General features: G+C 51.6%; 25 protein-coding genes. 12 read left to right on the top strand and 13 right to left on the bottom strand.

From position 1 onward, the window contains the following. Positions 1–10 precede the first annotated feature (10 nt). Positions 11–496, bottom strand: a complete 486-nt coding sequence (locus IV91_RS0105700) for a DUF494 family protein (RefSeq protein WP_031596741.1) — start codon at positions 494–496, stop codon at positions 11–13. Positions 497–536: 40 nt separating this feature from the next. Further along, entirely contained in the window at positions 537–1,508 is a 972-nt protein-coding gene (gene dprA, locus IV91_RS0105695) for a DNA-processing protein DprA (protein WP_051862154.1), read from the bottom strand. An 81-nt stretch (positions 1,509–1,589) separates the two neighbouring features. On the opposite strand from dprA, the gene def reads away from it, so the two are divergent. From def to IV91_RS0105650, 9 genes are all read left to right on the top strand, one after another. Beyond that, the gene (def, locus tag IV91_RS0105690; protein ID WP_031596739.1) at positions 1,590–2,093 is read left to right on the top strand and encodes a peptide deformylase; all 504 of its coding nucleotides are present in this window, start codon (positions 1,590–1,592) and stop codon (positions 2,091–2,093) included. Further along, positions 2,093–3,037: a methionyl-tRNA formyltransferase gene (gene fmt, locus IV91_RS0105685; protein ID WP_031596738.1), complete on the top strand. Its 945-nt coding sequence runs from the start codon at positions 2,093–2,095 to the stop codon at positions 3,035–3,037. Before def ends, fmt begins: the two co-directional genes overlap by 1 nt. Continuing rightward, positions 3,034–4,356 carry a 16S rRNA (cytosine(967)-C(5))-methyltransferase RsmB gene (gene rsmB, locus IV91_RS0105680; protein WP_031596737.1) on the top strand — a complete coding sequence of 441 codons (1,323 nt, stop codon included), beginning with the start codon at positions 3,034–3,036 and terminating at the stop codon, positions 4,354–4,356. The genes fmt and rsmB overlap by 4 nt, the downstream gene beginning before the upstream one ends. Further along, a complete protein-coding gene (locus IV91_RS0105675) occupies positions 4,310–4,891 on the top strand; it encodes a DUF4390 domain-containing protein (RefSeq protein WP_082783128.1) in 582 nt (193 codons plus the stop codon). The genes rsmB and IV91_RS0105675 overlap by 47 nt, the downstream gene beginning before the upstream one ends. After that, positions 4,888–7,050 carry a sensor histidine kinase gene (locus IV91_RS0105670; protein ID WP_160171526.1) on the top strand — a complete coding sequence of 721 codons (2,163 nt, stop codon included), beginning with the start codon at positions 4,888–4,890 and terminating at the stop codon, positions 7,048–7,050. The genes IV91_RS0105675 and IV91_RS0105670 overlap by 4 nt, the downstream gene beginning before the upstream one ends. Further along, complete coding sequence (locus IV91_RS19595; protein ID WP_031596734.1) at positions 7,047–8,363, top strand: sigma-54-dependent transcriptional regulator; 1,317 nt, start codon at positions 7,047–7,049, stop codon at positions 8,361–8,363. The genes IV91_RS0105670 and IV91_RS19595 overlap by 4 nt, the downstream gene beginning before the upstream one ends. Positions 8,364–8,396: 33 nt before the next feature. Then, a complete protein-coding gene (locus IV91_RS0105660) occupies positions 8,397–9,731 on the top strand; it encodes a glycosyltransferase family protein (protein WP_150112400.1) in 1,335 nt (444 codons plus the stop codon). Positions 9,732–9,784: 53 nt separating this feature from the next. Further along, positions 9,785–10,723: a hypothetical protein gene (locus IV91_RS0105655; RefSeq protein WP_031596732.1), complete on the top strand. Its 939-nt coding sequence runs from the start codon at positions 9,785–9,787 to the stop codon at positions 10,721–10,723. A 178-nt stretch (positions 10,724–10,901) separates the two neighbouring features. Then, positions 10,902–12,080, top strand: a complete 1,179-nt coding sequence (locus IV91_RS0105650) for an O-antigen ligase family protein (RefSeq protein ID WP_160171525.1) — start codon at positions 10,902–10,904, stop codon at positions 12,078–12,080. A gap of 31 nt (positions 12,081–12,111) precedes the next feature. Here the strand turns inward: IV91_RS0105650 and IV91_RS0105645 are convergent, their stop codons facing one another. The 3 genes from IV91_RS0105645 to IV91_RS0105635 all read right to left on the bottom strand — a co-directional run bounded on the left by IV91_RS0105645 (position 12,112) and on the right by IV91_RS0105635 (position 16,378). Then, positions 12,112–13,236 (bottom strand): acyltransferase family protein, encoded by a 1,125-nt coding sequence (locus IV91_RS0105645; protein ID WP_031596730.1) that lies wholly within the window; start codon positions 13,234–13,236, stop codon positions 12,112–12,114. A gap of 483 nt (positions 13,237–13,719) precedes the next feature. Further along, the gene (locus IV91_RS0105640; protein WP_035417246.1) at positions 13,720–14,775 is read right to left on the bottom strand and encodes a glycosyltransferase family 9 protein; all 1,056 of its coding nucleotides are present in this window, start codon (positions 14,773–14,775) and stop codon (positions 13,720–13,722) included. After that, entirely contained in the window at positions 14,765–16,378 is a 1,614-nt protein-coding gene (locus tag IV91_RS0105635) for a phospholipase C (RefSeq protein WP_200874335.1), read from the bottom strand. Before IV91_RS0105635 ends, IV91_RS0105640 begins: the two co-directional genes overlap by 11 nt. Before the next feature lie 148 nt (positions 16,379–16,526). Between IV91_RS0105635 and IV91_RS15655 the strand changes: the two genes are divergently transcribed. Then, positions 16,527–17,447: an NAD(P)-dependent oxidoreductase gene (locus IV91_RS15655; protein WP_051862149.1), complete on the top strand. Its 921-nt coding sequence runs from the start codon at positions 16,527–16,529 to the stop codon at positions 17,445–17,447. Positions 17,448–17,496: 49 nt separating this feature from the next. Here the strand turns inward: IV91_RS15655 and IV91_RS0105625 are convergent, their stop codons facing one another. Further along, positions 17,497–18,891: an SGNH/GDSL hydrolase family protein gene (locus IV91_RS0105625; protein WP_051862148.1), complete on the bottom strand. Its 1,395-nt coding sequence runs from the start codon at positions 18,889–18,891 to the stop codon at positions 17,497–17,499. A gap of 216 nt (positions 18,892–19,107) precedes the next feature. Between IV91_RS0105625 and IV91_RS0105620 the strand changes: the two genes are divergently transcribed. Both IV91_RS0105620 and IV91_RS0105615 read left to right on the top strand, forming a co-directional pair. Then, entirely contained in the window at positions 19,108–19,329 is a 222-nt protein-coding gene (locus IV91_RS0105620; protein ID WP_031596725.1) for a hypothetical protein, read from the top strand. Then, on the top strand, positions 19,326–20,141 hold the full coding sequence (locus IV91_RS0105615; RefSeq protein WP_031596724.1) for a symmetrical bis(5'-nucleosyl)-tetraphosphatase: 816 nt from the start codon (positions 19,326–19,328) through the stop codon (positions 20,139–20,141). Before IV91_RS0105620 ends, IV91_RS0105615 begins: the two co-directional genes overlap by 4 nt. Here IV91_RS0105615 and IV91_RS0105610 read toward each other — a convergent pair. The 7 genes from IV91_RS0105610 to accB form a co-directional block, all read right to left on the bottom strand. Continuing rightward, a complete protein-coding gene (locus tag IV91_RS0105610; RefSeq protein WP_084189945.1) occupies positions 20,133–20,870 on the bottom strand; it encodes a lysophospholipid acyltransferase family protein in 738 nt (245 codons plus the stop codon). The two genes, IV91_RS0105615 and IV91_RS0105610, sit on opposite strands and share 9 nt — an antisense overlap. Then, positions 20,867–21,805 (bottom strand): carbohydrate kinase family protein, encoded by a 939-nt coding sequence (locus IV91_RS0105605; protein WP_031596722.1) that lies wholly within the window; start codon positions 21,803–21,805, stop codon positions 20,867–20,869. Before IV91_RS0105605 ends, IV91_RS0105610 begins: the two co-directional genes overlap by 4 nt. A gap of 11 nt (positions 21,806–21,816) precedes the next feature. Next, positions 21,817–22,317, bottom strand: coding sequence for a thiol peroxidase (tpx, locus tag IV91_RS0105600; RefSeq protein WP_031596721.1), 501 nt, complete (start codon positions 22,315–22,317; stop codon positions 21,817–21,819). 53 nt (positions 22,318–22,370) lie between these two features. Beyond that, entirely contained in the window at positions 22,371–22,745 is a 375-nt protein-coding gene (gene gcvH, locus IV91_RS0105595; protein ID WP_031596720.1) for a glycine cleavage system protein GcvH, read from the bottom strand. Between the two features lie 28 nt (positions 22,746–22,773). Beyond that, positions 22,774–23,667, bottom strand: a complete 894-nt coding sequence (prmA, locus tag IV91_RS0105590; protein ID WP_031596719.1) for a 50S ribosomal protein L11 methyltransferase — start codon at positions 23,665–23,667, stop codon at positions 22,774–22,776. A gap of 5 nt (positions 23,668–23,672) precedes the next feature. After that, on the bottom strand, positions 23,673–25,025 hold the full coding sequence (accC, locus tag IV91_RS0105585) for an acetyl-CoA carboxylase biotin carboxylase subunit (RefSeq protein ID WP_031596717.1): 1,353 nt from the start codon (positions 25,023–25,025) through the stop codon (positions 23,673–23,675). A 13-nt stretch (positions 25,026–25,038) separates the two neighbouring features. After that, a partial coding sequence (accB, locus tag IV91_RS0105580; protein ID WP_150112399.1) for an acetyl-CoA carboxylase biotin carboxyl carrier protein occupies positions 25,039–25,352 on the bottom strand: 314 nt, incomplete at its 5' end.

Genomic DNA, 25,352 nt, shown 5'->3' with positions numbered 1-25,352 from the left:
AGTCAATCACTCAATGGACCAGGGAATCCTGGAAATAAATCAATTCTTCGATCAGTAGCGCATCCCAGGGACGACCCTGGCGCCAGAGGACCATCAATGCCATCAGTTTGAGGCGATCCAGGTCGGGCTCATCTTCGTCCAGATCCAGTGCCATCAATCCTCCCAATATCAGTTCACGTTGGGCCGCCGACAATACCTTGGCGTTTTCCAGAAAGGCAAGAAAATCCCAGCCTTCCTGTCCCAAACGCTCCAATTCGTGTTCTACCAAAAAACGTTGGGCGGGGGTTGACTGCCACTCTGTGCCGACGGAGGAGGAAGTCAGACTGGAAGGAAGAACCTCGCCATTCTGCCCCAGACTATCCAGCCAAGCCAAGGTTCCACTCACAGCCCCTTCTTCAAAACCAGCCGCATAAAGCCGGTTGACGAGCACAGAATGAGCCGGATAAATGCCGCTACCAAAGAAATTTTCATAAACAAATATCAGGATGTCCACCATAAACGGTGCCCTCGCGTATAAACGCCCATCATCGGGTCGGTCAAGGAAAGCCTGGAGGGGAGTGAACCAGGCGCTGAACCCGTCCTCCAGAAATCCAAGCCACATGGCCTGCCAATTCAAGTGAGGTTAGCATGAGCGCTACTTGACTCACCGTCAAGTTGGACTGTTTTGCCAACCGGTCGAGAGTCATCGGTAACTCCCCCATATTCTGCCACAAGCGCAGACATTCTACCGAGGGAAAGGTTGGATGAGTGGATTCCAGTGGAAAATTTTCTTGAGGGGACGCAGGATTTTCACCGGTTTTGCCATTGGGTTCCGGTAGTTCGTTCAGGATGTCAGCGATATTTTCCACCAATTTGGCCCCTTCTCGAATCAGTTGGTGACACCCCCGCGAGAGTGGATTATGAATGGAGCCAGGGATGGCAAAGACTTCTTTTCCTTGGTCCAGAGCCAACTGGGCGGTAATGAGGGAACCGCTGTCCAGAGTGGCTTCCACCACCAGGCACCCCAGGGATAAATGGGCAATCAGACGATTACGATGGGGAAAGTGCCAGGGACGGGCTGGGGTTCCGAAGTCAAATTCACTCAAGATCAACCCCTGTTTGGCAATTTGTTGCGCCAGTGCCTGATTGTCAGAGGGATAGAGACGGTCTATGCCGGTCGCCATTACAGCCACAGTTTGGCCGTTTCCTTCCATTGCTCCCCTGTGAGCAGCGGCGTCGATGCCGATCGCCAAGCCGCTGATGATGGTCAAGCCCTCTTGAGACAGGGCACGAGCGAAGGCAGTGGCATTCAAGATTCCTTGAGTACTGGCACGGCGGCTTCCAACGATGGCCAGCATGGGGCGTTGAAGCAGAGACAGATGTCCGGTCAGATAGAGATGGACAGGTGCGGAATTGATTTCCTTCAGAGGTGCGGGAAAATCGCGATCCTCTGGTCGGAGATAATGATGATGTTCCTGGCTCAGCCAGAACTTCAGAGTGTCTGATGGGACGTCAGGGAGTGGAACCATGGCAAGAGGGCACCATTGAGAGCAGATGCCCGTTATAATAAGACGTTACAAAATTTTAAACTGATCTTATACTCACCTTTCATGGCCCTTCTCCCCATTCTTCGTTATCCGGATACCCGTTTATACAAAAAAGCCAAACCTGTGCGTGAGGTCGACGAATATATACGTTGTTTGGTACAGGACATGATTGAAACCATGAAGGCTGCCGTGGGTATCGGTTTGGCGGCCACACAAGTGGATGTCCACTTGCGTGTCATCGTGCTGGATATTTCCAAGGAACAAAATAATCCCGAAGTGTTCATCAATCCTCGTCTGATCCAGCAGAAGGGACAGCGCGAACACGAGGAAGGGTGCCTGTCCGTGCCGGGTATTTATGACAAGGTGACTCGAGCGGACCGCGTGGTCGTGGAAGCATGGGATCTGGAAGGAAAAACTTTTGCGTTGGAAGCGGAAGGCCTGATGGCCACCTGTCTGCAGCACGAGATGGACCATCTGGAGGGAAAGGTTTTTGTGGATTATCTGTCACTGCTCAAGCAGAATCGGATCAAGGCAAAATTGCGTAAACGTCTTCGAGAAACGCTCTGATGCGCCTCATATTTGCCGGAACTCCTGATTTTTCCGCCACTTCCCTGGAGGCGCTCTTATCTTCCGATCATCAGGTACTGGCGGTGTTGACTCAACCGGATCGACCCGCCGGACGGGGACAGAAGGTACAGGAAAGTCCAGTCAAACAGTGTGCCAGAGCCGCCCAACTGCCTGTGTTGCAACCGTATTCCCTGAAAGATCCGGAGCTCGTGACCGGTTTGGCGAAATGGCCGTCCGAAGTATGGGTGGTGGTGGCCTACGGCATGATACTCCCCCCTGCCCTGCTCACTTTGGCGCCTTTTGGTGCCATCAATGTTCATGCCTCCCTCTTGCCCCGTTGGCGAGGGGCCGCCCCCATTCAGCGCGCGTTGCTGGCGGGAGATCGGGAAACAGGGATCAGCCTCATGCAGATGGAGACGGGGTTGGATACAGGTCCCGTCCTTTTGCAGCATTCCTGCCCCATTGAGAGTCGGGAAACAGGCCAGTCTCTTCATGATCGATTGGCGAAGTTGGGAGCCAAAACATTGATCGAGGGGCTGGATCAACTGGACTATCTGCAGCGTCATGCCCAACCTCAGCCTATCTTTGGGGTGACTTATGCCGATAAGATTCGCAAGGAAGAGGCAGAAATTCACTGGGAGTCTTCGGCTACGGAAATTGACAGAAAAATTCGCACATTCGTTACAGGCCCCGTGGCAAGAACCTGGTCTGGCAAGGAAATGTTGCGTCTGTGGGAAGCTGAAATCGAAGAAAAGCCGCTTTCCTTTCAGCATGATCAGCCCGGTACCCTGTGTCACCTCGATCACGGGGGCATCAAGGTGGTTTGTGGAGAAGGTCTGTTGCGGGTGACACGTCTGCAACGAGCCGGAGGGAAGATTTTATCCGTACAGGAATTCTTGCGCGGCAATGCCATGAAAGTCGGTGAGAAATGGGGTAAAGCATGATTGAAATACAACGACTTTCCATTTTTGCCTTGAGCCAGGTACTGGCTGGGAAGAATCTTGACCACGCCTTGACCGAAGCGCGCAAAGCCGCCCAGGGGGTATTGTCGGACCATCAGCGGGCATCGTTACAGGATTGCGCCTACGGAGTCCTGCGTTTCAAAACGGAACTGGAGTTGGTATTGGCCCCTTTGTTTCAAAGGGGTGAACCGGAGATGGCGGCGCGGTTATTGCTGATGGTGGCAGCCTATCAATTGCTGCATACGCGCACGGCACCCCATGCCGTGGTCAGTCATGCAGTTGAAACAGCAGGTGCGTTGGGATTGACTGCGGCCCGGGGCTTTGTCAATGGGGTACTGAGGAACCTGTTGCGCCAGAAGGAAGTACTGATAGCAGACGCCCATGAATCGCTGGAAGGCCGCTATTCTCATCCTGACTGGTGGATCACACGCCTGCAGCAGGATCACCCGACGCATTGGGAAGCCTTATTGCAGCAAGCACAACAACGTCCGCCCATGACGTTGAGGGTCAATCGTCGATTCAACAGCGTGGCCCAATATCAGGCACGTTTGCAGGGGGTCGGTTTGGCTTCTCGACCCGTCGGTCAGGAGGGTTTGGTACTCGAAACTCCCCAAGCCGTGACCCAGTTGCCGGGGTTTGAACAGGGGGCGGTTTCTGTCCAGGATGCCGGTGCGCAATGGGCGGCCCATCTCATGGGACTCCATTCCGGACAACGGATACTGGATGCCTGTGCGGCACCTGGGGGCAAGACGGCCCATATGCTGGAAAGAGGAAATGGATTAGAGGGGTTATTGGCCCTGGATATCGAACCGGGTCGTGTCAAGAAAATGCAGGCTGATTTACAACGCCTGCACCTGACGGCCGAAGTCCGGTGCGCGGATGCGGTCCGAACCGATCTGTGGTGGGACGGGCGGCCTTTCGACCGCATTCTGCTCGATGTCCCCTGCAGTGGCTCGGGGGTCGTCAGACGCCATCCGGACATCAAATGGTTGCGGCGCGAAGAAGACATCCCCGCCTTGGCCCAGCGTCAGTTGAATTTGTTGACTCAATTGTGGCCCACCCTGAAAAAAGGGGGACGCTTGGTCTATGCCACCTGTTCTCTGTTTCAGGAAGAAAATGGTGCGGTGATTCAACGTTTTCTTGAAGGAACGGAAGGGGTCAAGGAAGGGACTTTGAGACAAAATAACGAGATGATGCAAAAAATGGACGAAACAGGATCCGTTCCTCGCTGGGAAAAAGGGCAATTGCTGCCAGATGACATTCATGATGGCTTTTTCTATGCTGTTCTCCAGAAATTTTAGGCGGTTTTTCGCATTTTCTTCGCTTTTATGGGTTTTTTTAGCCCACGCCGAAGGTATCGATATCCAGAGTGCGGAGGTGCAGTGGATCGATTCGGCAAACGTCTCACTGACGACAGACTTTATGGTCAATTTGACTGCGGCTTTGAAAGAAGCTGTGGAACGGGGGATTCCTCTGACGTTCAGCCTTGATCTCGGTCTGATCCAACCCCGTTGGTACTGGTTCAATCGTCAAGTACTGACTTGGCACCAGGAACGGCGTTTGAGTTACAACCCATTGACTCGTGTATATCGTTATTCCATCGGTGGTCTCTACCTGAATTTTTCCTCCCTGGACGAGGCCTTGCAAGCACTGGAAACTGTTAAAGCCGTTCCTGTCCACAGTCAGATGCCGCTTGGCAAAGGCGAGCAGTATCAGGCACAACTTCATATCGAACTGGATACTTCGTATTTGCCTAAACCTTTTCAATTGGATGCCTTATATTCCGGGGATTGGACCCTGACCTCACCGCACCGGGAATGGATGTTCACCCCTTGAAACGGATCCCTGCCCTTCTGGGAATGCGTTCCCTGTGGTTTCTCCTGCCGATCTTTGGTGGCGCTACGACCTTTCTGGTCATTCTGTCCGTAGCGACTGCGAATACCACCCTGTTTGCGGCAGATTATCCCAGACTGCTTATGGGGGGGGCCACCGTGGCCTTGCTGTTGATGGGGTTGATTGCCTATCAATTGGCCATGCTTTATCGCAAATGGCGACAGCAGGTATTCGGCTCGAAACTGACCTTCAAACTGGTATTGTTGCTGGTGGGCATGGCCGTCCTGCCCGGAACCTTGGTTTATGGCGTATCCGTTCGTTTTTTGTCGAGCAGTATTGAATCCTGGTTTGATGTGAATGTGGATAAAGCCTTGACGGCCGGTTTGGGTTTGGGACGCACAGCTTTCGACAGTCTGCTGGATGATCTGGTTCACAAAGCGACGACGATGTCCTCGGTGCTGGCCGATGCGACAGCTCTGGATGAATTTTCTCTCCTGCAGCAGTTGCGTGAACAGTTTGGCGTTCAGGAGGCTACCTTGCTCTCAAAAAATGGGACGGTGCTGGCCTTTTCCAGCGCTCGCAATGACGCCCTGATTCCTGAGGGGTTGACCCTGACGGGAAACATCAGCCATCAGATTCGTGCCCAGCGTCCTTATCGAATGGTGGAGAATTTACCGGGCAAGGGAGTATTTCTGCGCGTATTGGTTCCTGTTAACCGAATTTCCTTCACTGAGGATTTCAGGATTTTGCAATTGCTGCAGCCTGTTTCCAAAGAGTTGGCGAGCAATGCAGATCAGGTGGAAGCTGCCTGGAGAGGGTATCAGGAACTTCTCTTGGCGCGCCATGGCTTAAAAAATCTGTACCGACTGAATCTTTCCCTGGTCTTGCTGTTGACTTTGTTGACGGCCATCGTCCTGGCTTTTGTGGTTTCCGAACGGTTTGGTGCGCCGCTCAATGCGCTGGCAGCCAGCACTCGGGCAGTGGGCGCAGGAGATTTCAGTATCATGACCCCGGTGAGCAGCAATGATGAACTGGGGGTATTGACGGCATCCTTCAATACCATGACCCATCAGTTACGGGAGGCGTCAATGGCTCGACAGCGTTATCAGCAGGGGTTGACCGAGGCCAAGATCTACCAGGAAAACATTCTCTCAAACCTCTCTGCGGGCGTGCTGGTACTGGATCCACACCTGCATCTCAAAAGTGCCAATTTCAGTGCTCAGCAGATGTTGGGATTGGCGGGATTGGAGGGAATCACTTTAAAGGAATGGGGTTACCGAATGCCCTTGCTGCTGCCTATCATCGATTTTTTGGAAAAGAGTTTTTCCGATTCTTCTGCTCAGGGATGGGAAGGGGATGCTGAGTATGATGGTGAACAGGGGCATCGCAAACTTCATTTCAAGGGATCACGTTTGCCAGAAGGTTTGGGCGCTGATTGGGTTCTGGTATTTGACGACATCACCCAGATGGTTCAAGCCCAACGTTACGCGGCTTGGGGGGAAGTGGCGCGTCGTCTGGCCCATGAAATCAAGAACCCTTTGACTCCCATTCAATTGGCTGCGGAGCGGCTGGAGCATCGCTTGCAGGATCGTCTGAGTGAAGGAGACGCCGAGTTGCTGAAACGCTCTACCCGTACCATCATCAATCAGGTAGATGCCCTCAAAAACATGGTCAACGATTTTAGTGAATACGCCAAGGCCTCCCGTTTGGTGGAAGAGAGTTTATCCCTCAACGAACTGATTCGGGAGGTGCTGGTGTTGTACGAGAATGCAGGAGAGCATATCATCCCCCAATTGGACCCAGACCTTCCGAAAATTCAGGGAGATACCACGCGATTACGGCAGGTTATCCATAACTTGTTGCAGAATGCGCTGGATGAAGGGCGGGACCAAAAGGACTTCAGGGTGAGGGTGATCACCGCTCAGGAAGAGGAATGGGCCAAACTGAGTGTATCGGACAATGGACAAGGGTTTTCTGAACAAATGATTGCACGGGTGTTTGAACCCTATATCACCACCAAGTCCAAGGGGACCGGTTTGGGGCTGCCTATCGTCAAGAAGATCGTGGAAGAGCATCATGGGCATATCCGGGCTTTCAACAGTGTTGCGGGAGGGGCAACCATCGAGATCAGGTTGCCTATGAGGAAGGGGAATCGGGGATGAGCAATTTGATCTTGATCGTGGACGACGAAATTGGCATTCGAGAATTACTCTCGGAAATTTTGCGGGATGAAGGATATGAAGTACAGTTGGCGGCGACTGCCAGCGAAGCACGGGAACTACGGCAACGTCAGCGTCCTGACATGGTGTTGCTCGATATCTGGATGCCTCTGGAAGATGGGGTGACCTTGTTGCGCGAATGGGCCAGCACAGGACAATTGACCATGCCTGTGGTGATGATGTCGGGACATGCGACCGTGGAGATGGCCGTGGAGGCAACACGGATGGGGGCCTACGGTTTTTTGGAGAAACCCATTGCCCTGCCTAAACTCCTGTCTACAGTGGTTCGTGCCATGCAGGCCGGAAAAGAGGTGCGCCAACAGACTTTGTCCAGTCATCAGTTGGGCCGCTCTGCCGTGATGAATGAGTTACGGCAACGTCTCGATCAAATTGCTTCCCAAGCGGTTCCACTGTTTTTGATGGGGGAGCCAGGATGCGGTATCGAATTGATCGCTCGCCACCTACTCAAACCCAATGCGCTCTGGTATGCCCCCGAGGAGATGCATTGGCTGGTAGAAAACCCTTTTCAGCCCTTGCAGGATTATCAGGGCGGGGTTATCTTCATTGCTGAACTGGCGCACTTGAAAGCAGCAGAACAGCAAGGCCTGATGCAACTGATGTCTAAATTATCGCGCTATCACCTGCGCTTGATTTGTGGCAGTGCCCAGCCCCTAGGAGAATTGATTCACAATGGACACCTGGCTGCCGCATTTTTGGCCCAGATGGGCGGAGTGTCCCTGGCCGTTCCCGCGTTGCGTGAACATGCGGAAGACATTCCGGAAATTGCGCTCACTTTTCTCAACCGCATGATTGAAACCGGAGAAATCCCTGTTCGAACTCTGACCAGCGGGGCGCTCAACCTCCTGCGGCAGCAACGATGGCCTGGGAATTTACCCATGCTGGCCAGTGCAGTACGAACCCTGGCACTGACGGCTTCCGGGTTTGAAATCACCTTTGAGGATGCCCAGCGATTTATCACGGATTATGAAGGTGAGCCCGGCGAAGAACCTGACACGGTCGATGAAATTAAACGGGCCGTATTGGTTCGGGATTTGGTAACCCTGTACGAGAAGCCCCTGCGTGAGGCTCGAGACGAGTTTGAGAAGGGCTATTTCGAATTCCATCTTAGAGATGCCCGAGGCAATATCTCTCGGGTTGCTGAACGGGTCGGGCTGGAACGGACCCATCTTTACCGAAAATTGAAACAACTGGGAATTCATGGTGTTCTTTACCGTAATGAAAGTGAGCGGGGATAGGGTGGCACAAACCTTATTCGCCATTGACAAGGCATGACAATATCGCCGATACGCCGCTGGTTGATTCTTTCCCACGGGTTTAACATGGATGGAAGGGCGGCCAGTCTGACCATAACGGACAAGATCCCACACCTCAGGGAGGCAGGCATTGAACCCGTCGTACTCAGCGCGGTTACCGGAGTCAGGGATTCGCATTTCGTTCATGAACAATTACTTCCCTGGGGACCCGCCGGCTTCCGTTTTGACCTGCGTCACTTACTGGCCTTGAAATGGGGACGGGGTTGGCGTTATCGCGTGGTTACCGGGTTGACTTCACTGTTTCTGGCCCCATTCATTATCCTGGAACGATTGGTCATAGGGTTGCAAAGTCAGTGGTCCTGGACTCCTGCCGCCCTCTACCGGGGATGGAAAATGATTCGGCAGTATCAACCGGAACTCATCTACTCCACAGGAGGCGCCTATTCGGCCCACTGGGCGGGGTACTGGTTGAAAAAGTTGACAAAAGTTCGTTGGATTGCCGAGGTTCATGATCCCATGGTTTTTCCAGGGACGACCCCTGCCACCCGAAATCTCAGGTTTTGGGCTCGTCTGGAAGGGATGATTTGTACCGAGGCGGATATGACGTGGTGGTTTACCGAGCAGGCCCTGGCCAGCGCATTGAAACGTCATCCGCAATTGGGCAAACGTGGTTTTGCGATATTGCCGGGGGCGGAACCCCCTCAGGTCAAGGCTACCTATCAAAAGGGGTCTCGTTTGCGTCTGGGGCACTTTGGTTCTCTCTCCGAGGTGCGTACGTTGCGTCCTTTTGTGGAAGCCTTTGCGCGTTTTGCCCAATCCTGCCCGGAACAGGCGGGGGACATGGAAATTCATTGCTATGGAGGAAGCATTGATGGGGCAGGTCGAGAGGCCATTCAACGGTTGGGAATACAAAAATATTTCTTCGAACACGGGCGCCTGGAACGGGATCCCCTCTCGGGGCTATCCGGTCGGGAACGTATTCAGCAGGAAATGCACCGAATGGATGGCCTATTGTTGATCCATGGTCATACGGCCGATTGTGCCGAGTACATCCCTTCAAAATTTTATGATTACCTATGGGCGGACCGGCCAGTGATCGGCCTCGTTCATCTGAACCCCCAGTTGATGGATTTGATCGAGAAGCATGGGGGCTACGCCATTGAGGTGGATCAGAGTGGCGCATTGGAAGCATTACTGGGACGCTTGCAGCGGGACTGGGCAGAGGACAGGATGCCTCGTTCTACCCTACCCCCTTTGGGAACCCGACAGGCAGTGGATCTCATCCTGCAACGAAACGCAGAAACTGGGGGGAGTGCCATGAAGTTTCGTCAAGACGGTCTTCTTATGTAGAACTGAGTATCCAAGGCCCACCCTATAATATTTCTTGGAGTTTTATAGTTATCATGAAACTGACAGAACAGTTCAAAGAAGCGAAAATCATAGACATCAAAGTTCCAACCAGCCTGGCTATCTGTAATCCTTCCTTGGTAGCCAGTCAAGAGGGATGGGATGTACTGGTCAGAGCTCTGGATCCGGTTCCTTATCAAGGAGATGATTGTGAATTTTTGAGCAGTGAAAATTGGTTAGTGCGCTATCATCCGGATTTCAGCGTGCGTTCAATTTTCAAGTTGAACGATCTGGATTTTCGTAATTATTGTAGGGAGGCCACTCATGGGTTGGAGGATGGTCGCCTATTTTACTGGAAGCACCAGTTATTTGGTTTATTCAGCGGATTAAGGCGTGAAGGAAATAACTATTTCAATACCATGGTGCTTTCAAGGGTAGATGGAGACCATCTGGTAGATCCTATAGTCATTCCTTCTCCTCATGGGCAAGCGCGTGAGAAAAACTGGATGCCTTATGTCAAAAATGATGAGCTCTATCTGATCTATTCAACACAACCCATGGAAGTTTATCTGTATGCGGGAAAGCTTGAACATCTGGTAAGAGAAGAGAAACAGCACGCCAACTTGACTATCCCTCCCCTAGGCGGGGCCATGCTCTCGGGTTCCTCTCAACTGATTGATTGGGGAGAAACTTCTCTGGCTGTGGTGCATCATCGCAGAAAATCTCCCCTGTTTGGAAAGCTGGTGATGAAGCATGTGACAAAGGATCCAGACTATCAAAGAAAGAAAGTACTGTTTGATCATTATTTCATACGGCTCGATAAAGATTTCAATCTGATGGCGCGCTCGAAAAAATTTCAATTTGAGACCTCCGGAGTAGAGTTTTGTGCGGGATTGGCGCTTGGAAGCCAAGGTATTCTGTTGTCCTATGGAGTCATGGATCGATTGGCTCGAATAATTCATTTGAATAACAAAGAGTTTGATAATATTTGGTAATATATGCAAAATATAAAACCCATTATGCAGTATGAATTGTTTGAATTTATTGCCGATGTTTTCTGAATAAAATCGAAATCTATAAGTTGGTCTCAGAACCAAAAATGTGGTCTTAATGATAAATATTATTAAAAAATTACCCTCTTCAAGTCAGATTGTTAGAATTCTGACTTATTGCATGCTGGCTTGTCTCCCCTTCTCGGTTGCGGGGGTGAATTTTTTTGGTTTCCTCGTTTTCTTGACTTCGATAACCTCAAGAGAGTTTTGGAAGTCAGCCAGTTCGCTCATCAAAAACCCGATTGTAATCACTGCACTGTTTTTATTTGGATTAATGTTTGTCGGGATATTTCATACTTCAGGTTCTTCTCAAGAGGCATTTAATTTTCTGAATCGTTATAAGAAATTGATTTTCATCCCGTTGTTGATACCCCATTTTCAACAACTAGAGCACAGAATTACAGCAGTAAAGGTTTTTGCATGGTCAATTTTCATGACAGTAATACTTTCCTGGAGCGAATATTTTGGGTTAACGCATATGAGTGATCCTGCTTATGTAGGAGCTCCACCAGGGGATGCGGTATTTAAAATGCATATTACCCAAGGGATGCTTTTTTCCTTGCTTATTGCAATTTCAACTGGTTTAGCGCTATGTTCTAAAAGAATGTCGGAACGATTGATCTATCTTGTCATTGCTTGTTTGAGTGTATTGGATATCGGTTGGGTAATGGTGGCGCGTACAGGGAAAGCCACCATTCCGATCTTGGCAATTTGGATAATATTAGAATTCCTGAGAGTGGCAAATATTAACAGAAAGAAATTCTATTTGTTTCTGGGTCTGTCGGTTGCGGGGATAAGTGTGATCACCGCAATATTTATATTGAATCCAGAAACAAGAATGGGATCAATTATTCAAGAAGTTAAGCAAACCCATCACAATGGCTCTTTAACCTCGGAAGGCGAAAGAGTCGAATTCTGGAAAAAAGGTTTAATTCTGTTTTCAACCAAACCTATCCTGGGATACGGAACGGGTTCTATCCTGTATGAAAGCACACGATTAGCCAAACAATCTGACACAGAAGTTGGGCGGATTCCCACTTATAATTTGCATAATGAATATTTGATGTGGGCGGCACAACTTGGAATATTTGGGTTGGCCGGAATCGTAGCCCTATTTTACTTTTGGTTCCGTATGTCTCTGAAAGAAAATATTATTTCTGGTATTCAAATAAGAGGTCATTGGGTCGTTTTTTCTACAGGTTGTTTATTCAATCCCTATCTTATAGACTTTACAGAAGGCTATTCCATGGTATTACTGATCGGTATATTTTCGACACTTCTGGTTAAGCCGATTAAGTAATTATGATTTTGAAGTCTATGGTTTTTTGTTATTATTGATTAAACATGAATGATGCTAATTTTCCGCTCACCCAGTGGGCCATTTTTTCGATAATCCCAAAAAAATATGCAAGCACAAGACTCAATGCTATCGTGGTAATTGCGATCAACTCTACGGCTGATAATGTTAGTCCAGAATGGGTTTTAAAATAAATTATTTCAAAAGAGGTAAATGAGATGAAAACAGAAAACTGAATGAGGTATAGCGGAAATGATATTTTCCCCAGGAAATTAGACAAGTTGTTTTTTAAACCGTTAGATATTGCAATCGATTCCTGCGCCAAAAAAACTACGGCAACTGAAAATATTATGTATAAAGGTTTATAAACCGATTGCCCTGACACGCCTGATAGTTGTGGAATTCCGCTTGCGATAAGAATAATCAACAACAAAGGAATAGCGGCGATCTGGAAGTTTCTGTTTTCCCCTAGTTTAACAAAATTCCCTTTTGTCCTATAGTACCCTATTACCATTCCAAATAAGAAACAGGCAGTAAAATCTTCGCTGATTAAAAGCACTAACCCTATTAACCCTGCCAAGACAACTTTCTTGATGTCGCTGATTTTAAACATGAGCAGGATAAAAATAGCGAACGATCCTATCATTTCCACTTTCATCGTCCATAAAAATGCATTATAAGAAAGCGAGGGCTTGTGATGAATGTAAACCTCGAGCATTGAGTGTTTTATCAAGCCAATAAAACTTGGCGAAAAATTCAGGAATGATCCTAACCAGTCCTTGCGATTTACAAAATCAGCGGCCTCGTTTGAATAAGTCAAATGAGAAATCATCAGGACATAGACAATTAAGCAGGAAAAAAAGATGGGAATGGTTAGTCTGGGGTACCGTTTCAGAGCCATTTTTTGAACGAATTTAGCATCTTTTTTTCCCCAGTAACCGATTGAAATTGCCTCTCCAGAAAGTACAAAAAAAACTGTTACAGACAATGTCCCATTAAATATTGTTGCGGTAAATATGTTTCTAAAATCCGGGATTACAATGCCAAATATTTCCCAAAATACATGATAGAAAAGTACGGATAAAGAAGCCCATCCCCTGATGCCATCCAACTCAGTTAATCTAGTGTCGGGATTAGTAATAATATTAGAAGAATTCATGATGGTTGTGATGAAGGCTAAACTTTATATATTCGCGAGTTTTTTAAAATACCAACGGTATCCATTCGCGTAGTAAACGATATATAGTGCACCTGGTTCTAAAATAGGCATTTTTTCAACTGCCTGTTAAACTACGAAATTTTACATAAAACTCTGGGTGATGTATTTTTAAATACTCGTAAACTCTTCTTCGCATATTCCATTCTGGCAAATGATACGACTGAAATATTGGAATATTATTTCCCAAGAACATATAGTATTTATTAAAAAAATGTTTAAGAAATAGAGAGTCTATCAATATCTTTTGTAAGTGGTCTATACTTTCTTTATGACACAGATAGAGTTTGTTGTGACCTATGGCTAAAGGCACAATGCTTTTATTGCTTTTTTCAAACTGTATATCCGTACAGTTATCCAGTGCGGACTGAGATAGAGACATAATCAGGAAATAAGATGTCCTCAAAGAGAGGGCCATTACGATTCCTAAAGCGCCAAGGTCTGGATGATGCTCAGAACGGCGCTTACTGGCAAGGTTTCCAGGCATTGGCTTTTGCTGTGTGCATGGCGGTCACATCCCTCTTGATGGCAAGGCACACAGGGCCCTGATCCCTGAATGATCCAGACATTTCCTTGATGTTGACTTCCCTGGCGTCGCCAGGGCTGCTGTGCGCAGTCCTGGGTTGCGGGCCAGGGGCCCCACTTGACTGGGTTGGTGGGGCCGAAGAGAGTCAGGGTGGGGATGCCCGTTGCAGCAGCCATGTGTGTGATCCCTGTATCGGGTCCCACAAAGAATTGAGCCTTTCTGATGAGATCGGCGGTTTCTGCCAGGGACAAGGTGCCCGCCAGATTGAGTGCGGTGGTTCGTTGTGCAATTTCCTGAACCACTTTCATTTCCTCTGGATCGCGACTGCCTGTGAGAACAACAGGTATGGACCTCTTCTGTAGTTCTTGAATCAATGTGACCCAGTTCTCGAGTGGCCACGATTTATAAGTAAATTTTGGATAGGGATGGAGCACGACGTACTTTTTTTCGTGCAGTGTGATGGGGAGTAGTCCTCCCGCTGTGGGGGGGACTACGGTGCAGTCGGGAGGAATACCCAAGGGTTCCAATAATCTCAAGTTATGGGGCACGGTGTGCAGAGTTTCGTCATCAAACAAAAGTGCATGGGTGAGCAAACGGCGTGAAAGGGACGAGGTATGGGGGTTGATGAAACCCAAACGGAGGGGGGCCGCCACAAAAGCATAAAGCCGCGCTCGATCTGAAGAGACTGGGCTCAGGGCATGGGTATAGCGACGCCAAAGCGCACGCCATTCCTTGATTCGGCTCCCCAGGGTGGTTCGGTGTGGAGTTTCGATGATTTCATCGATATCCGGGTTGCCTTCCAGTACCGAGGCCATACCTTTCAAGACCAGTACGTCGATTCGACTGTCAGGGTACGCCTTGCGCAGGGAGCGCGGAAGCGGCGTCGCGAGGAGAATATCTCCGATGCGCAGGGTGCAGAGGATCAGGAATCTTTTTTTTGGGAGATCAGAGGTCATGGGGGGGGAGCGCAAGGGGAAGTCCTGAATCAGGGTCCAGATAAAGAGGGGGAAGCGGTGTTGGTTGGGTGAAATCAAAGAGGTGAATCAGGTTTCCCGCATCGACGTCGAAGGAACCTTGGCCCAAGCGTGCTTCATGTAACCAATTATCTTCGATGAAGCGAAGAATCGAGGTTTGGGTCAAGGGCGTGTGGTCAACCCAGTTGGTCTTCGCCCAGGGAGACAGAACCAGCAAGGGAATGCGTGGGCCTGGGCCACAGCGACCATTGACGGGTTGTCCATCGGTGCCGAGGGGGATGTGGCTTTCTGATCCACAATGCCCCGCACTGCTCAGTGTGTCGGCCTGGGAATCGTGGGAAGAATGAAGGATGGGTGAGAACGCATGGTCATACCATCCATCGGAATCATCGTAGGTCAGAATGACGGCGGTCTCTGCCCATTCGGGACGACTTTGAAGGAAATTGAGCACGCGTACGATGAAACGTTGTTCATCCAAGGGGTTGGAGTAACCGGCATGGCCATCTTGAAAGGCTGGGGCTTTGAGAAAACTAATGGCCGGAAAATTTCCCGTCTTGACGGCACTGAAGAAATCTTCCAGATCATACTGGTGATGCGCCGGTTCTGGTGTCACGCCATCTGGCAGGGTGGCATGACCAATGGTGGAGAGAGAGGCCGGGCGGGTGTGAAAGGGGTTGGCGGTGGAGGGGTAGTACTGAAATCCATTGTGATGGGGTAGATAATCGCGCACCAAGGAACCGGCGCTAGTAGTGCTGGTTCGGGTACAGCCCGAACTGCCATTCGGGTTGATACGACTCAGATCGAAGCCCCCCATGAAGTTTCCCCAGGGAATATTTTGCTTGTCCAGCAATTCGCCGATATTGGGACCCGCCATGTGAATTCTGAGTGGTGAGCGCGAACAAACATCCTCTTCCGGATCAGCATCGCCAATCAGGGTGAACCTACCTCGACCATCCGGCAATAGAATACTGGTGGGTAACGAAGGGAAGCGTTGAGTAAAAACCGGTATTGCTCCGTGAGTTTGCCCGGCCACCACTTCCAGTGCGCCTGGGGTGGAGGGACCGAAGGTATCCGTGAAGGTGGCATCACTCAAGGCATAGTGCTGGGCGTAGTTCCACAGGGCTGTGACGGTATTGCCATCGAAATAGCCCATCACCGTGGCGGGACTGCCCAGCACGCCGGGGGAATGGACCAGTCCATTCCCGGTGGATTCGATAAAGTGATCCATGTGCCCGTGATGGAAAGCTGCCTGTTCGTCCGTATAGGCATGGGACTGGTCTGCCGTGACTGCCTGACTCCGGTCCAGACGAAAGGGACGGGGACTCGGGTTCGAGGGCAGAGCATCGAAGCCGTTGACTTTGGGCGTATGGGGTTTGGCAAGGAAGTGAGGTGAGCCCGGAGGATTGAGTGCCTTGGGATAAGCTCCAAAATAGTGATCAAAGGAAATATTTTCATCGTAAAGGATCACCAGATGACGGATCGGAGTCAGGGTAGGTGGCGATACGGGTTCCTCTGCTTTGACGGGCTCAGCCCATACACAAAGCAGGGTCAAAAGTACAATGAAACGGTGTGGTATCCTACTCAAGGGAGCAAACCCCGCAAGAACGGATGCAATGGGTTTGGGGTGTTAATATAATTTATATCTGATGTGTACATTATTTGCTTTTTAACTCCATCGAATCTTTCTAGCATCTAGGACCTGATTTTAACTCGGACACAGGAAAGATATTACCGTGAATACTCCATCCTCTTCTTCACAGCCTCAACAGGTCGCCGTACTGGGTATGGGCGCCATGGGGTCGCGCATGGCCAATTCATTGATCGCTGCAGGTTATTCTGTGACGGTCTGGAATATTGAAGCGGCTGCCTGCCTGCCTCTTGTAAAATTGGGCGCACGACACGCCATGACTCCTGCGGAGGCGGTGACTCATGCCGAGTTCGTGATTACCATGGTCTGGGATGATGCCGCCTCTGCCGATGTGTGGCTCAATCCTCAAACCGGCGCTCTTCCCTCCATGAGGGCGGGGTCCATTGCTCTGGAGTGCGCCACCCTGACTTTGGGGCATGAAAAGAAATTGGCCGAAGCGTGTGCAACCCGGGGCATTGAATTCGTCTCTGCGCCTATGTCCGGTTCTCTGCCCGAAGCAGACAATCGTACGCTGATCTTCACCGTAGGGGCATCGGATGCTGCAATGGTCAGGATTCAGCCGCTTTTGCTGGCCATGGGCAGTAAAATCAATCATGCGGGGGGCCCTCTCGACGGTATTTCCGAGAAGTTGATGATCAATGGCAAGTTGGGTATCGAATACATCGCTGCGGCCGAGATGGTGGCCTTGATGAAAGTCGGCAATATGGATGTGGAACGGCGGCTGGCCATCAAGGCCACCACGGCTCCCTTTGCCCCACGGGGATTGCGCGAAGCCCGTTTCATGATTGATGGTGACTATACGGTGCGCGTCAAGGTTAATCAGATGATCAAGGACTTGTCCTATGAAATCGATCAGTTCGAAAGTCATGGCGTGCCTTGTCCCCTCCATAGGGCTGCGCGGAGCGCCTTTGAATGGGCGCATGACAAGGGCCACGGGGAAGAGGATTCCACCATTTTGGCCAAACTCTATGAAGAGGAAGCGCGCCAGCACGGTGGAGTAAAATAATCCATTGCCAGTGATCCTCGGGTTAAGGGTTTTGCGCTGCAAGGCCCGATCAGGGGAGCGGGGGTTTGGCTATCCAGCCAAAATACTTTAATTCGGACCAGGTTTGATCTGCCAACACCTGATAGCCTGCGGGTGTGGGGTGAATGTCGTCGGCAAATAACCAGGAAGAAAGATTTTGGACCGTTGCGCCTGCCGTTTTGTTGGGGGTGTCAAGATTGCACAAAAGGGATGAAGGCACTTTGGGCGCACACCAGGCTATGGTGGCGTGGGTAAAGCCGTAGGTCTCTGGATGAGCGATGAGTTCCCCGAATAATTGGTGACTGTCGAATATCTTGACGGGTTTGCCCTGCAAGTTGTCAAGGAGGCGCTGGTTGAATCGATTCACCAGCCGGGACAAAAGGTTACATGGGGCCAGGGGCTCCGAAGAGTGACAGACATAGCCGGTTGGAGGGGGTTGGGGGAAATCTCTCAAGGTGTAGGGAAGGCCCCGTCCAAAGGGGGTTTCAGCAGAATCCGGGAGTGTATAGACCAAGACATACCGGGCTCCGTGGTCGATGATCCGCAGGGTGAGTTTGGCCAGATCATCGGCTGCCTGATCTATCTGATGCTGAGCTTGAACGAGTGCCGTTTGATATTCCTGACCCAATGCCTGGGTCGCAATCTCCTGCTGGCGAACCGGACCCATGGCTGGATTGTTCTGCTTTGCACTGGCCACCCGTTGCTGAACACTTTCCGTGATATTACTCAGGAATTGGGTGAAGGCTAACAGTACATCATTATTTCCACCAAACACGGTGACCAACTGGTCGGGGCGAAAACGCTGGAACTGATGCAGATACTGGGAGACCTGTTGAGTCAGCGGCAAGGTCAAGGCTCCCCGATTGTGATCGATTCCTATGGGGTTGCTGATCAAGGCTCCTCCTTCAGCAAAGTCCAAACAAAATGCTGAATGGTCCGCTGTTTGAAAACCAAAGGGGCAAAACACCGGCGTGCGGGAAAATCCGGCCATGGGTGTGAGGTAGCGGCTACCAGGGGGACCACCGAAACCAATCAAGTTCGGGGTGATGTCGAGGTTTAGGCGTTGGGCCAAGTCACCCACCCAATTTCCCGTTGCGGTGCCATTGACGGTAAATTGTCCACCGGCGGGGTAGGGTAGACCGGTGAATGGAATATCAAAAGAGGTTCCCAGCCCATAAGTTCGTTCGGCCAGAACAGTATAAGTCCCCAGGTCGGAGAGGCTGTCTCCGAAGGCCACCAGAGCAGAAAATCCATGGTTGGGCGGGGTATGAGGTGCAGGAGACTGCGTATTGAAGACGGGGGGGGTGATCGTTCCGTTTTGGGCATGCGCAGGAGGTTCTGGAGAACAACCCTGAAGACAGACGATGAACAGGGCGCAGAACCACCGCGATCCAGTGTGCCGCAGTAAAATCGGGAGTGAAGTCATAGGAAGATGTGTCGACTAAAGGTTTAATCCTGAAATTACCAGATAATGACTTTGAGGGCTAGAGTTTGGGAGAAAAGGTGAAACTTTCAACGACCGGGAGAACTGAGCGAGACCATTCCGTAGTATTTAACGAGTTAGAGAGGGGATTTATATATCGTCACGATATGATTGAGTATGTGAGGGTAGAATGGACACGAAAAGCATTGAGGAGGATTCATGATGAAGAGGCTGGTGATCGGAGTGGTACTATTGAGTGCAGGGATTCTGGGCGGTTGTTCTGATAGTTCCGTTCCTTCCGCAGCACAACAAAGCGAAGCCTCTGTGGAAGCGCGCATCAAGCCCGTGGGGGAAGTGGCCATGGCCCTCCCATCCCCTTTACCGCCTGCAAACGGGATTTCGTCCTCTCCCGTCGTGACGCCCACCGCACCTACTCCATGAGTGTGTATGTGATCGGGGATCTTCAGGGGTGTTTGGAACCCCTGGATCGCCTGCTCTCCACCTTGCCGTTGAGAAAGCAGGATGAATTGTGGTTTGTGGGCGATGTGGTCAATCGTGGTCCCCATTCTCTCGAGTCGTTGCGCCTGATCAAGTCATGGGGAGATCGAGCGACGGTTGTGTTGGGCAACCATGACCTGCATTTGTTGTGTGTGGCAGAAGGTGCCACCCATCTGCGTCCCGGAGATACGCTCAATACCATTCTCGAGGCTCCTGATCGGGAGGAATTGCTGCGTTGGATACGTTGCCGTCCTTTGCTTCATCGAAATCAGGGGGTGACCTTGATTCATGCGGGACTATTACCGCAGTGGACCGTGGAACAGGCGGCGTCCCTGGCCAGAGAAGTGGAGGGAGTTCTTCAGGGAGCGCAATATGGTGATTTTTTGAAGGTGATGTATGGCAATACTCCCACAGGTTGGCATGATGCCCTTGCGGGAGTGGAGCGCTGGCGCACGATCATCAATGGGATGACCCGGTTACGCATTTGTTCCTGCGAGGGGGTGATGGAGTTTGGTTACAAAGGACCACTGAAGGGGATTCCCGCCGGTTTTCTGCCCTGGTTTGCCGTACCCCAGCGGCGTAGCGCGGGGCAGCGCCTGCTCTGCGGCCATTGGTCGGCGTTGGGGCTGCATTGCAGTGTCGATGTGCAGGGACTGGATACGGGGTGTTTATGGGGTGGGCCGTTGACCGCGATCAGATTGGAAGATGGGGTGATTTTTCAGGTGGCGGGTATGCCCGTTCAACGGTTACATTGACTCACGCAGTTGTTGGGTGAGTAGATGCAACTGCAGCGCCAGTTGACGTCGGTCGGTGCCCAGTTCGAGGGCCTTGTGTGGGGTACCCAGAGACAGGGAGACTTGACTGGGCGGACTCTTCAAAACCCGCACCAGGGATTCCATGAAAGTCATGTCTCCAATAAAGGGGTATGCGGATTCACTGTGTCCTGGGGGCACGGAATAGCGCAGGGCGATGGGTAATACCGTGGCCTGACAATCCAGGGGGGACTGTAGAAGAGAAGTTTTGAAGGGCAGAATGCTGGTGCCGTCACTGGTGGTGGATTCAGGAAAAAAGCCGAGATCATCGCCCGCCTGCAAGACCTGTGTCATTGCTTTTCCTATCTCCAGAGTTTGTCGACGGGAAGACCGGCTCAGGAACAGGGTTCCGGTCCGGGCAGCCAGCCACCCAAAAATTGGCCAATGTCGTACTTCGGATTTGGAAATGAAGCGTACGGGATGGACGGAGTGAATGACGAAGATGTCCACCCAGGAAATATGATTCGAGGTCAGCAGATAGGGGCCAGGGCTGTCAGGCCAGGCCCCCTGTACCTGAATGGTCAGGCGCAAATACTGGAGCAGCCTACGAGACCAGTGGCAGATGAGACGACGACGTCGGGCTCGGGAACACCAGGGCAGAACCAGGGCCGTGGTGAGTATGCCGCGCAGGATAAGTCCGAGCAACCCCAGAATGCGCAGGGGCATGCTCATGAGTCAAGAGAAAAGCCGAATTTCTCCTGAAGTTTTTCGTTGAGTTGGGCGCGTGTGAGCGTATGGTTTTGACCGCCCCGACAGGCGATCTTCACGGATCCCAGCAAGGAAGCCAGACGCCCCGTGCGATTCCAGTCCCAGTGATGACTCAATCCATACACCAGTCCCGCTCGGTAGGCATCTCCACACCCGGTGGGATCCACTACCTGATCCGCTGGAACAGCGGGGATAGAGATAACTTCATTTCCAGTAAAGACGCGCGATCCTTGAGCACCTTGGGTCATGATGGCGGCATCCACGCGGGTGGCCAACTGCTCGAAGGAAAGCCCGGTTTTGTTGGCCATCAGTTGTGCCTCATAGTCATTGACCGCCAGCCAGGTGGCCTGCTCCAGAAACACGAGCAGTTCCGGTCCGCTGAAGAGAGGGAGCCCCTGCCCGGGATCGAACAAAAAAGGGATTCCAGCCTCATGGAATTGTCGGGCATGCTGGAGCATTCCTTCTCGTCCATCGGGTGAAACAACCCCCATCGTGATGTCAGGAACTGTATCGATGGCGTGGGTGTGAGAAGCACTCATGGCTCCGGGGTGAAAAGCGGTGATCTGGTTATCGTCCAGATCCGTGGTGATGAAGGCCTGTGCCGTGTAACTGCCGGGAACGAGTCGAATCCCCCGCAGATCGAATCCAAGATATTCGAGACGGGTTTTATAGGGAAGAAAATCTTCACCCACGGTGGCCAGAATGGAGGGGACCTCTCCCAGGAGATGCAAGTTGTAAGCGATATTCCCTGCGGTTCCTCCAAATTCCCGGCGCATTTCCGGTACCAGAAAGGCGACACTCAACTGATGGAGACGATCTGGCAGGATATGGTTCTTGAAATGATCAGGGAATACCATGATGGTGTCATAGGCCAATGAACCGCAGAGAAGAATACTCATGGACAGGTTTCTCAGTTCAGGGAGGCCAGGGCGGCGTTGTAATTGGGTTCGTCCTTGATGTCAGAGACCAGTTCGGTATGCAGAACCCGATTCTTTTCATCCAGAACCACCACAGCCCGAGCGGTCAGACCACGCAGCAGGCCATCGGTGATGTCCACGCCATAGGCTTGATGGAAATGATGGTTACGGAAGGTGGAGAGGATCTCCACCTTCTTGATGCCCTCGGCAGCACAAAACCGCGCCATGGCAAAAGGCAAGTCTGCAGAGATGACCAGGATGACCGTATTGTCCAAAGCGGACGCCTTTTCATTGAATTTGCGCGTCGAAGTGGCGCAGGTGGGAGTGTCGAGACTGGGGACGATATTGAGAATCTTGCGTTTGCCTGCGTAGTCATTCAAAGTGCGATCGCTCAGATCCTGTGCGGCCAATGAAAAATCCGGGGCAATCTGTCCCGCCAGAGGTAACTGGCCGGCAACGGTGACGGGCTGTCCGCCTAGAGTTACGGTGGTCATGGGATTCTCCTTGTGGGTGGTGGGGAAAGGGGGAAATGATAGCGTAAATTGAGTTACACGCTGTGTTGGTAATCCTCCGCCGTCAGCAGTTGAGTGTAATCCTCCGCATGATGGGGCGTGATTTTTACCAGCCAATGGTCGTAGGGTTCGGTATTGAGAACTTCGGGGTGGTCCTTCAGGGAATCATTGATGGCATGTACGGTACCGCCGACAGGAGAAGGGACTTCGGAAGCGGTTTTGACGGATTCTAGAGTCGCACAGGATTCTCCCGCCTTCAGGGTTCGTCCCACGCTTGCAAGTTCCACGAACATCAGGTCGCCCAGTTGGTCTTGAGCAAAATCTGTGATTCCGATGGCCAAGGTTCCTTCAGCGGAGGGTTGAACCCATTGGTGGGTAGCACTATAGCGACGGTCATTGGGGGGAAGCATGGTCACTCCAGAGAAATTCAGAGAGGCGTCAGTATACCTGCTTCACACCGCTGAGACAGACCCAACCTTCCCGCTCACCAGCGATGGAAAGGAAGCAATCCGGTGCATAGGCATTCTGTATCCGTTCCACTTGAGAAGATAAAATACCGGACAGGGTCAACCAACCCCCGGCCTTGAGTTGGTTCAGAAGCAATGGGGCCAGAACCACCAATGGATTGGTCAGAATGTTGGCGATTACCCCATCGAAGGGGGGGAAATTCGGAAAGGAGTCAGGTTCGTAAAAAGAGGCGCTCACGCCATTTAACGCCGCATTGTCACAGGCCGTTTGTACGGCGATGGGGTCGATATCCACCCCAATGGGCTGGGTTGTACCCAATAACCCTGCGGCAATGGTCAGAATTCCCGAACCGCAGCCATAGTCCAATACCCGTTGCATACGTGGGGGGTGGGCGGTTAGCCACTCCAGACACAGACGGGTGGTGGGGTGACTGCCCGTCCCGAAAGCTTGTCCGGGGTCGAGGCGCAGGTTGAGGGCGCTGGGGTCGGGGGGTTCATGCCAGGTGGGTACGATCCATAGCCCAGGCGCGGCGGGAATGGGGTCGAACTGACTTTGGGTGAGGCGGACCCAGTCCTGATCTGCCACGATTTCGCTGCGGTGAGGAGGAACGGGTTGGTCAAGGGAGGTGCTGACCTGTTTCAACCAGGATGAAGCATCCCAATCCATGGGCAGAAGTACCTCGATCTGGCAGTGGGGCCAAAGAGGCATTTCCGGACAGCCGGGTTCCCCAAATACCGGAACTTCTTCAGCGCCGGTGGCCTGGGAGGACAAGGTAACGGCCAGTGCCCCCTGTGCACTGAGCGCATCAGACCAGAGTTCGGCATGATCCCGGTCGGTCTGGAGAGTCAGACAAGTCCAGCTCATGACCCTTACCCCTGTTTTTCCCGAGACAGCTTTTCTTCCAGGTAATGAATACTGGTTCCACCCATGAGAAATGCCTCATCCTGAAGCAATTTTTGGTGCAACGGGATATTGGTCTTGATGCCTTCCACCACCATCTCGGACAAAGCGATACGCATACGTGCCAAGGCCTGGTCGCGAGTGGCGCCATGGGTCAGTACCTTGCCAATCAATGAATCATAATGAGGGGGGACAAAGTAATTCTGGTAGATATGGGAGTCCACACGTACCCCGGGTCCACCTGGCGCGTGGTATTGCGTAATGCGTCCGGGGGAAGGGATAAAAGTGAAGGGATCTTCGGCGTTGATCCGGCATTCGATGGCATGGCCGCGCAATTGGATATCTTTTTGCTTCCAGGGCAATTTTTCTCCAGCGGCAATGCGAATTTGCTCTTGCACGATATCAATGCCCGTGATCAGTTCGGTGACTGGATGTTCCACCTGAACCCGCGTATTCATTTCAATGAAATAAAATTCACCATTCTCATAAAGAAATTCGAAGGTGCCCGCCCCCAGGTAGTGGATACGTCGACAGGCAGCCGCACAACTTTCTCCAATTTTCTGGCGCAGAGCGGCGGGAATCCCGGGGGCTGGTGCTTCCTCGATGATCTTTTGGTGACGGCGTTGCATGGAGCAGTCCCGTTCTCCCAGGTAAAAAGCGTTGTCGAACTTGTCGGACAAAACCTGAATTTCCACATGGCGGGGCTGGGACAGGTATTTTTCCATGTAGACCGTGTCGTTGCCAAAGGCGGAACGTGCCTCATTGCGCGTCAGGTTGAGGAAGCCGAGCAGGTCTTCTTCCCGCTCCACCACCCGCATGCCGCGCCCTCCTCCGCCTGCTGAAGCCTTGATCAGGACCGGATACCCAATAGATGCGGCCAGTGCCTTGAGTTCCTTGGGGTCGGTGGGCAATTGGCCCTCAGACCCCGGGACCACAGGGACCCCCGCCGCTTTCATGGCAGCCTTGGCACTGATTTTGTCGCCCATCAGGCGAATGGTTTCGGCTTTGGGGCCGATAAAAACAAAGCCGCTGTTTTCCACACGTTCAGCAAAGTCCGCATTTTCCGACAGAAATCCGTACCCGGGGTGAATGGCTTCAGCACCGGTGACTTCCGCTGCTGCAATGATGGCCGGAATATTGAGATAACTGAGTTGGGAGGATGCGGGACCAATACAGACCGATTCATCGGCCAATACCACTGCTTTGGCATCGGCATCGGCTTCCGAATGAACAGCAACGGTTTTGATGCCCAATTCGCGACAGGCCCGCAATATACGCAGGGCAATCTCACCGCGATTGGCGATCAGAATCTTTTCAAACATGGGGATCTTCCTTTCAGGCCGTGGCGATGACGAAGAGAGGCTGTCCGTATTCGATGGGTTGTCCGTTTTCCACCAGAATATGCTTGACGAAGCCCGTGACATCTGACTCGATTTCATTCAGCAATTTCATGGCTTCGATGATGCACAGGGTTTGTCCTTCGTTGATGCTCTGCCCGATTTCGGCAAATACCGGTGCCCCTGGGGAAGGTGAGCGGTAAAAGGTTCCGACCATGGGGGATTTCACCACATGGCCTTCGCTCTCGGGAGTAGCCGCGACAACGGGAGCGAGTACGGTTTCGATCGGGGTGTGGGGGCTGTCTCTTATAC

The organism is Ferrovum myxofaciens, assembly GCF_000735045.1.
Taxonomy (GTDB): domain Bacteria; phylum Pseudomonadota; class Gammaproteobacteria; order Burkholderiales; family Ferrovaceae; genus Ferrovum; species Ferrovum myxofaciens.
This window is presented reverse-complemented; position numbering and strand designations above follow the sequence as displayed.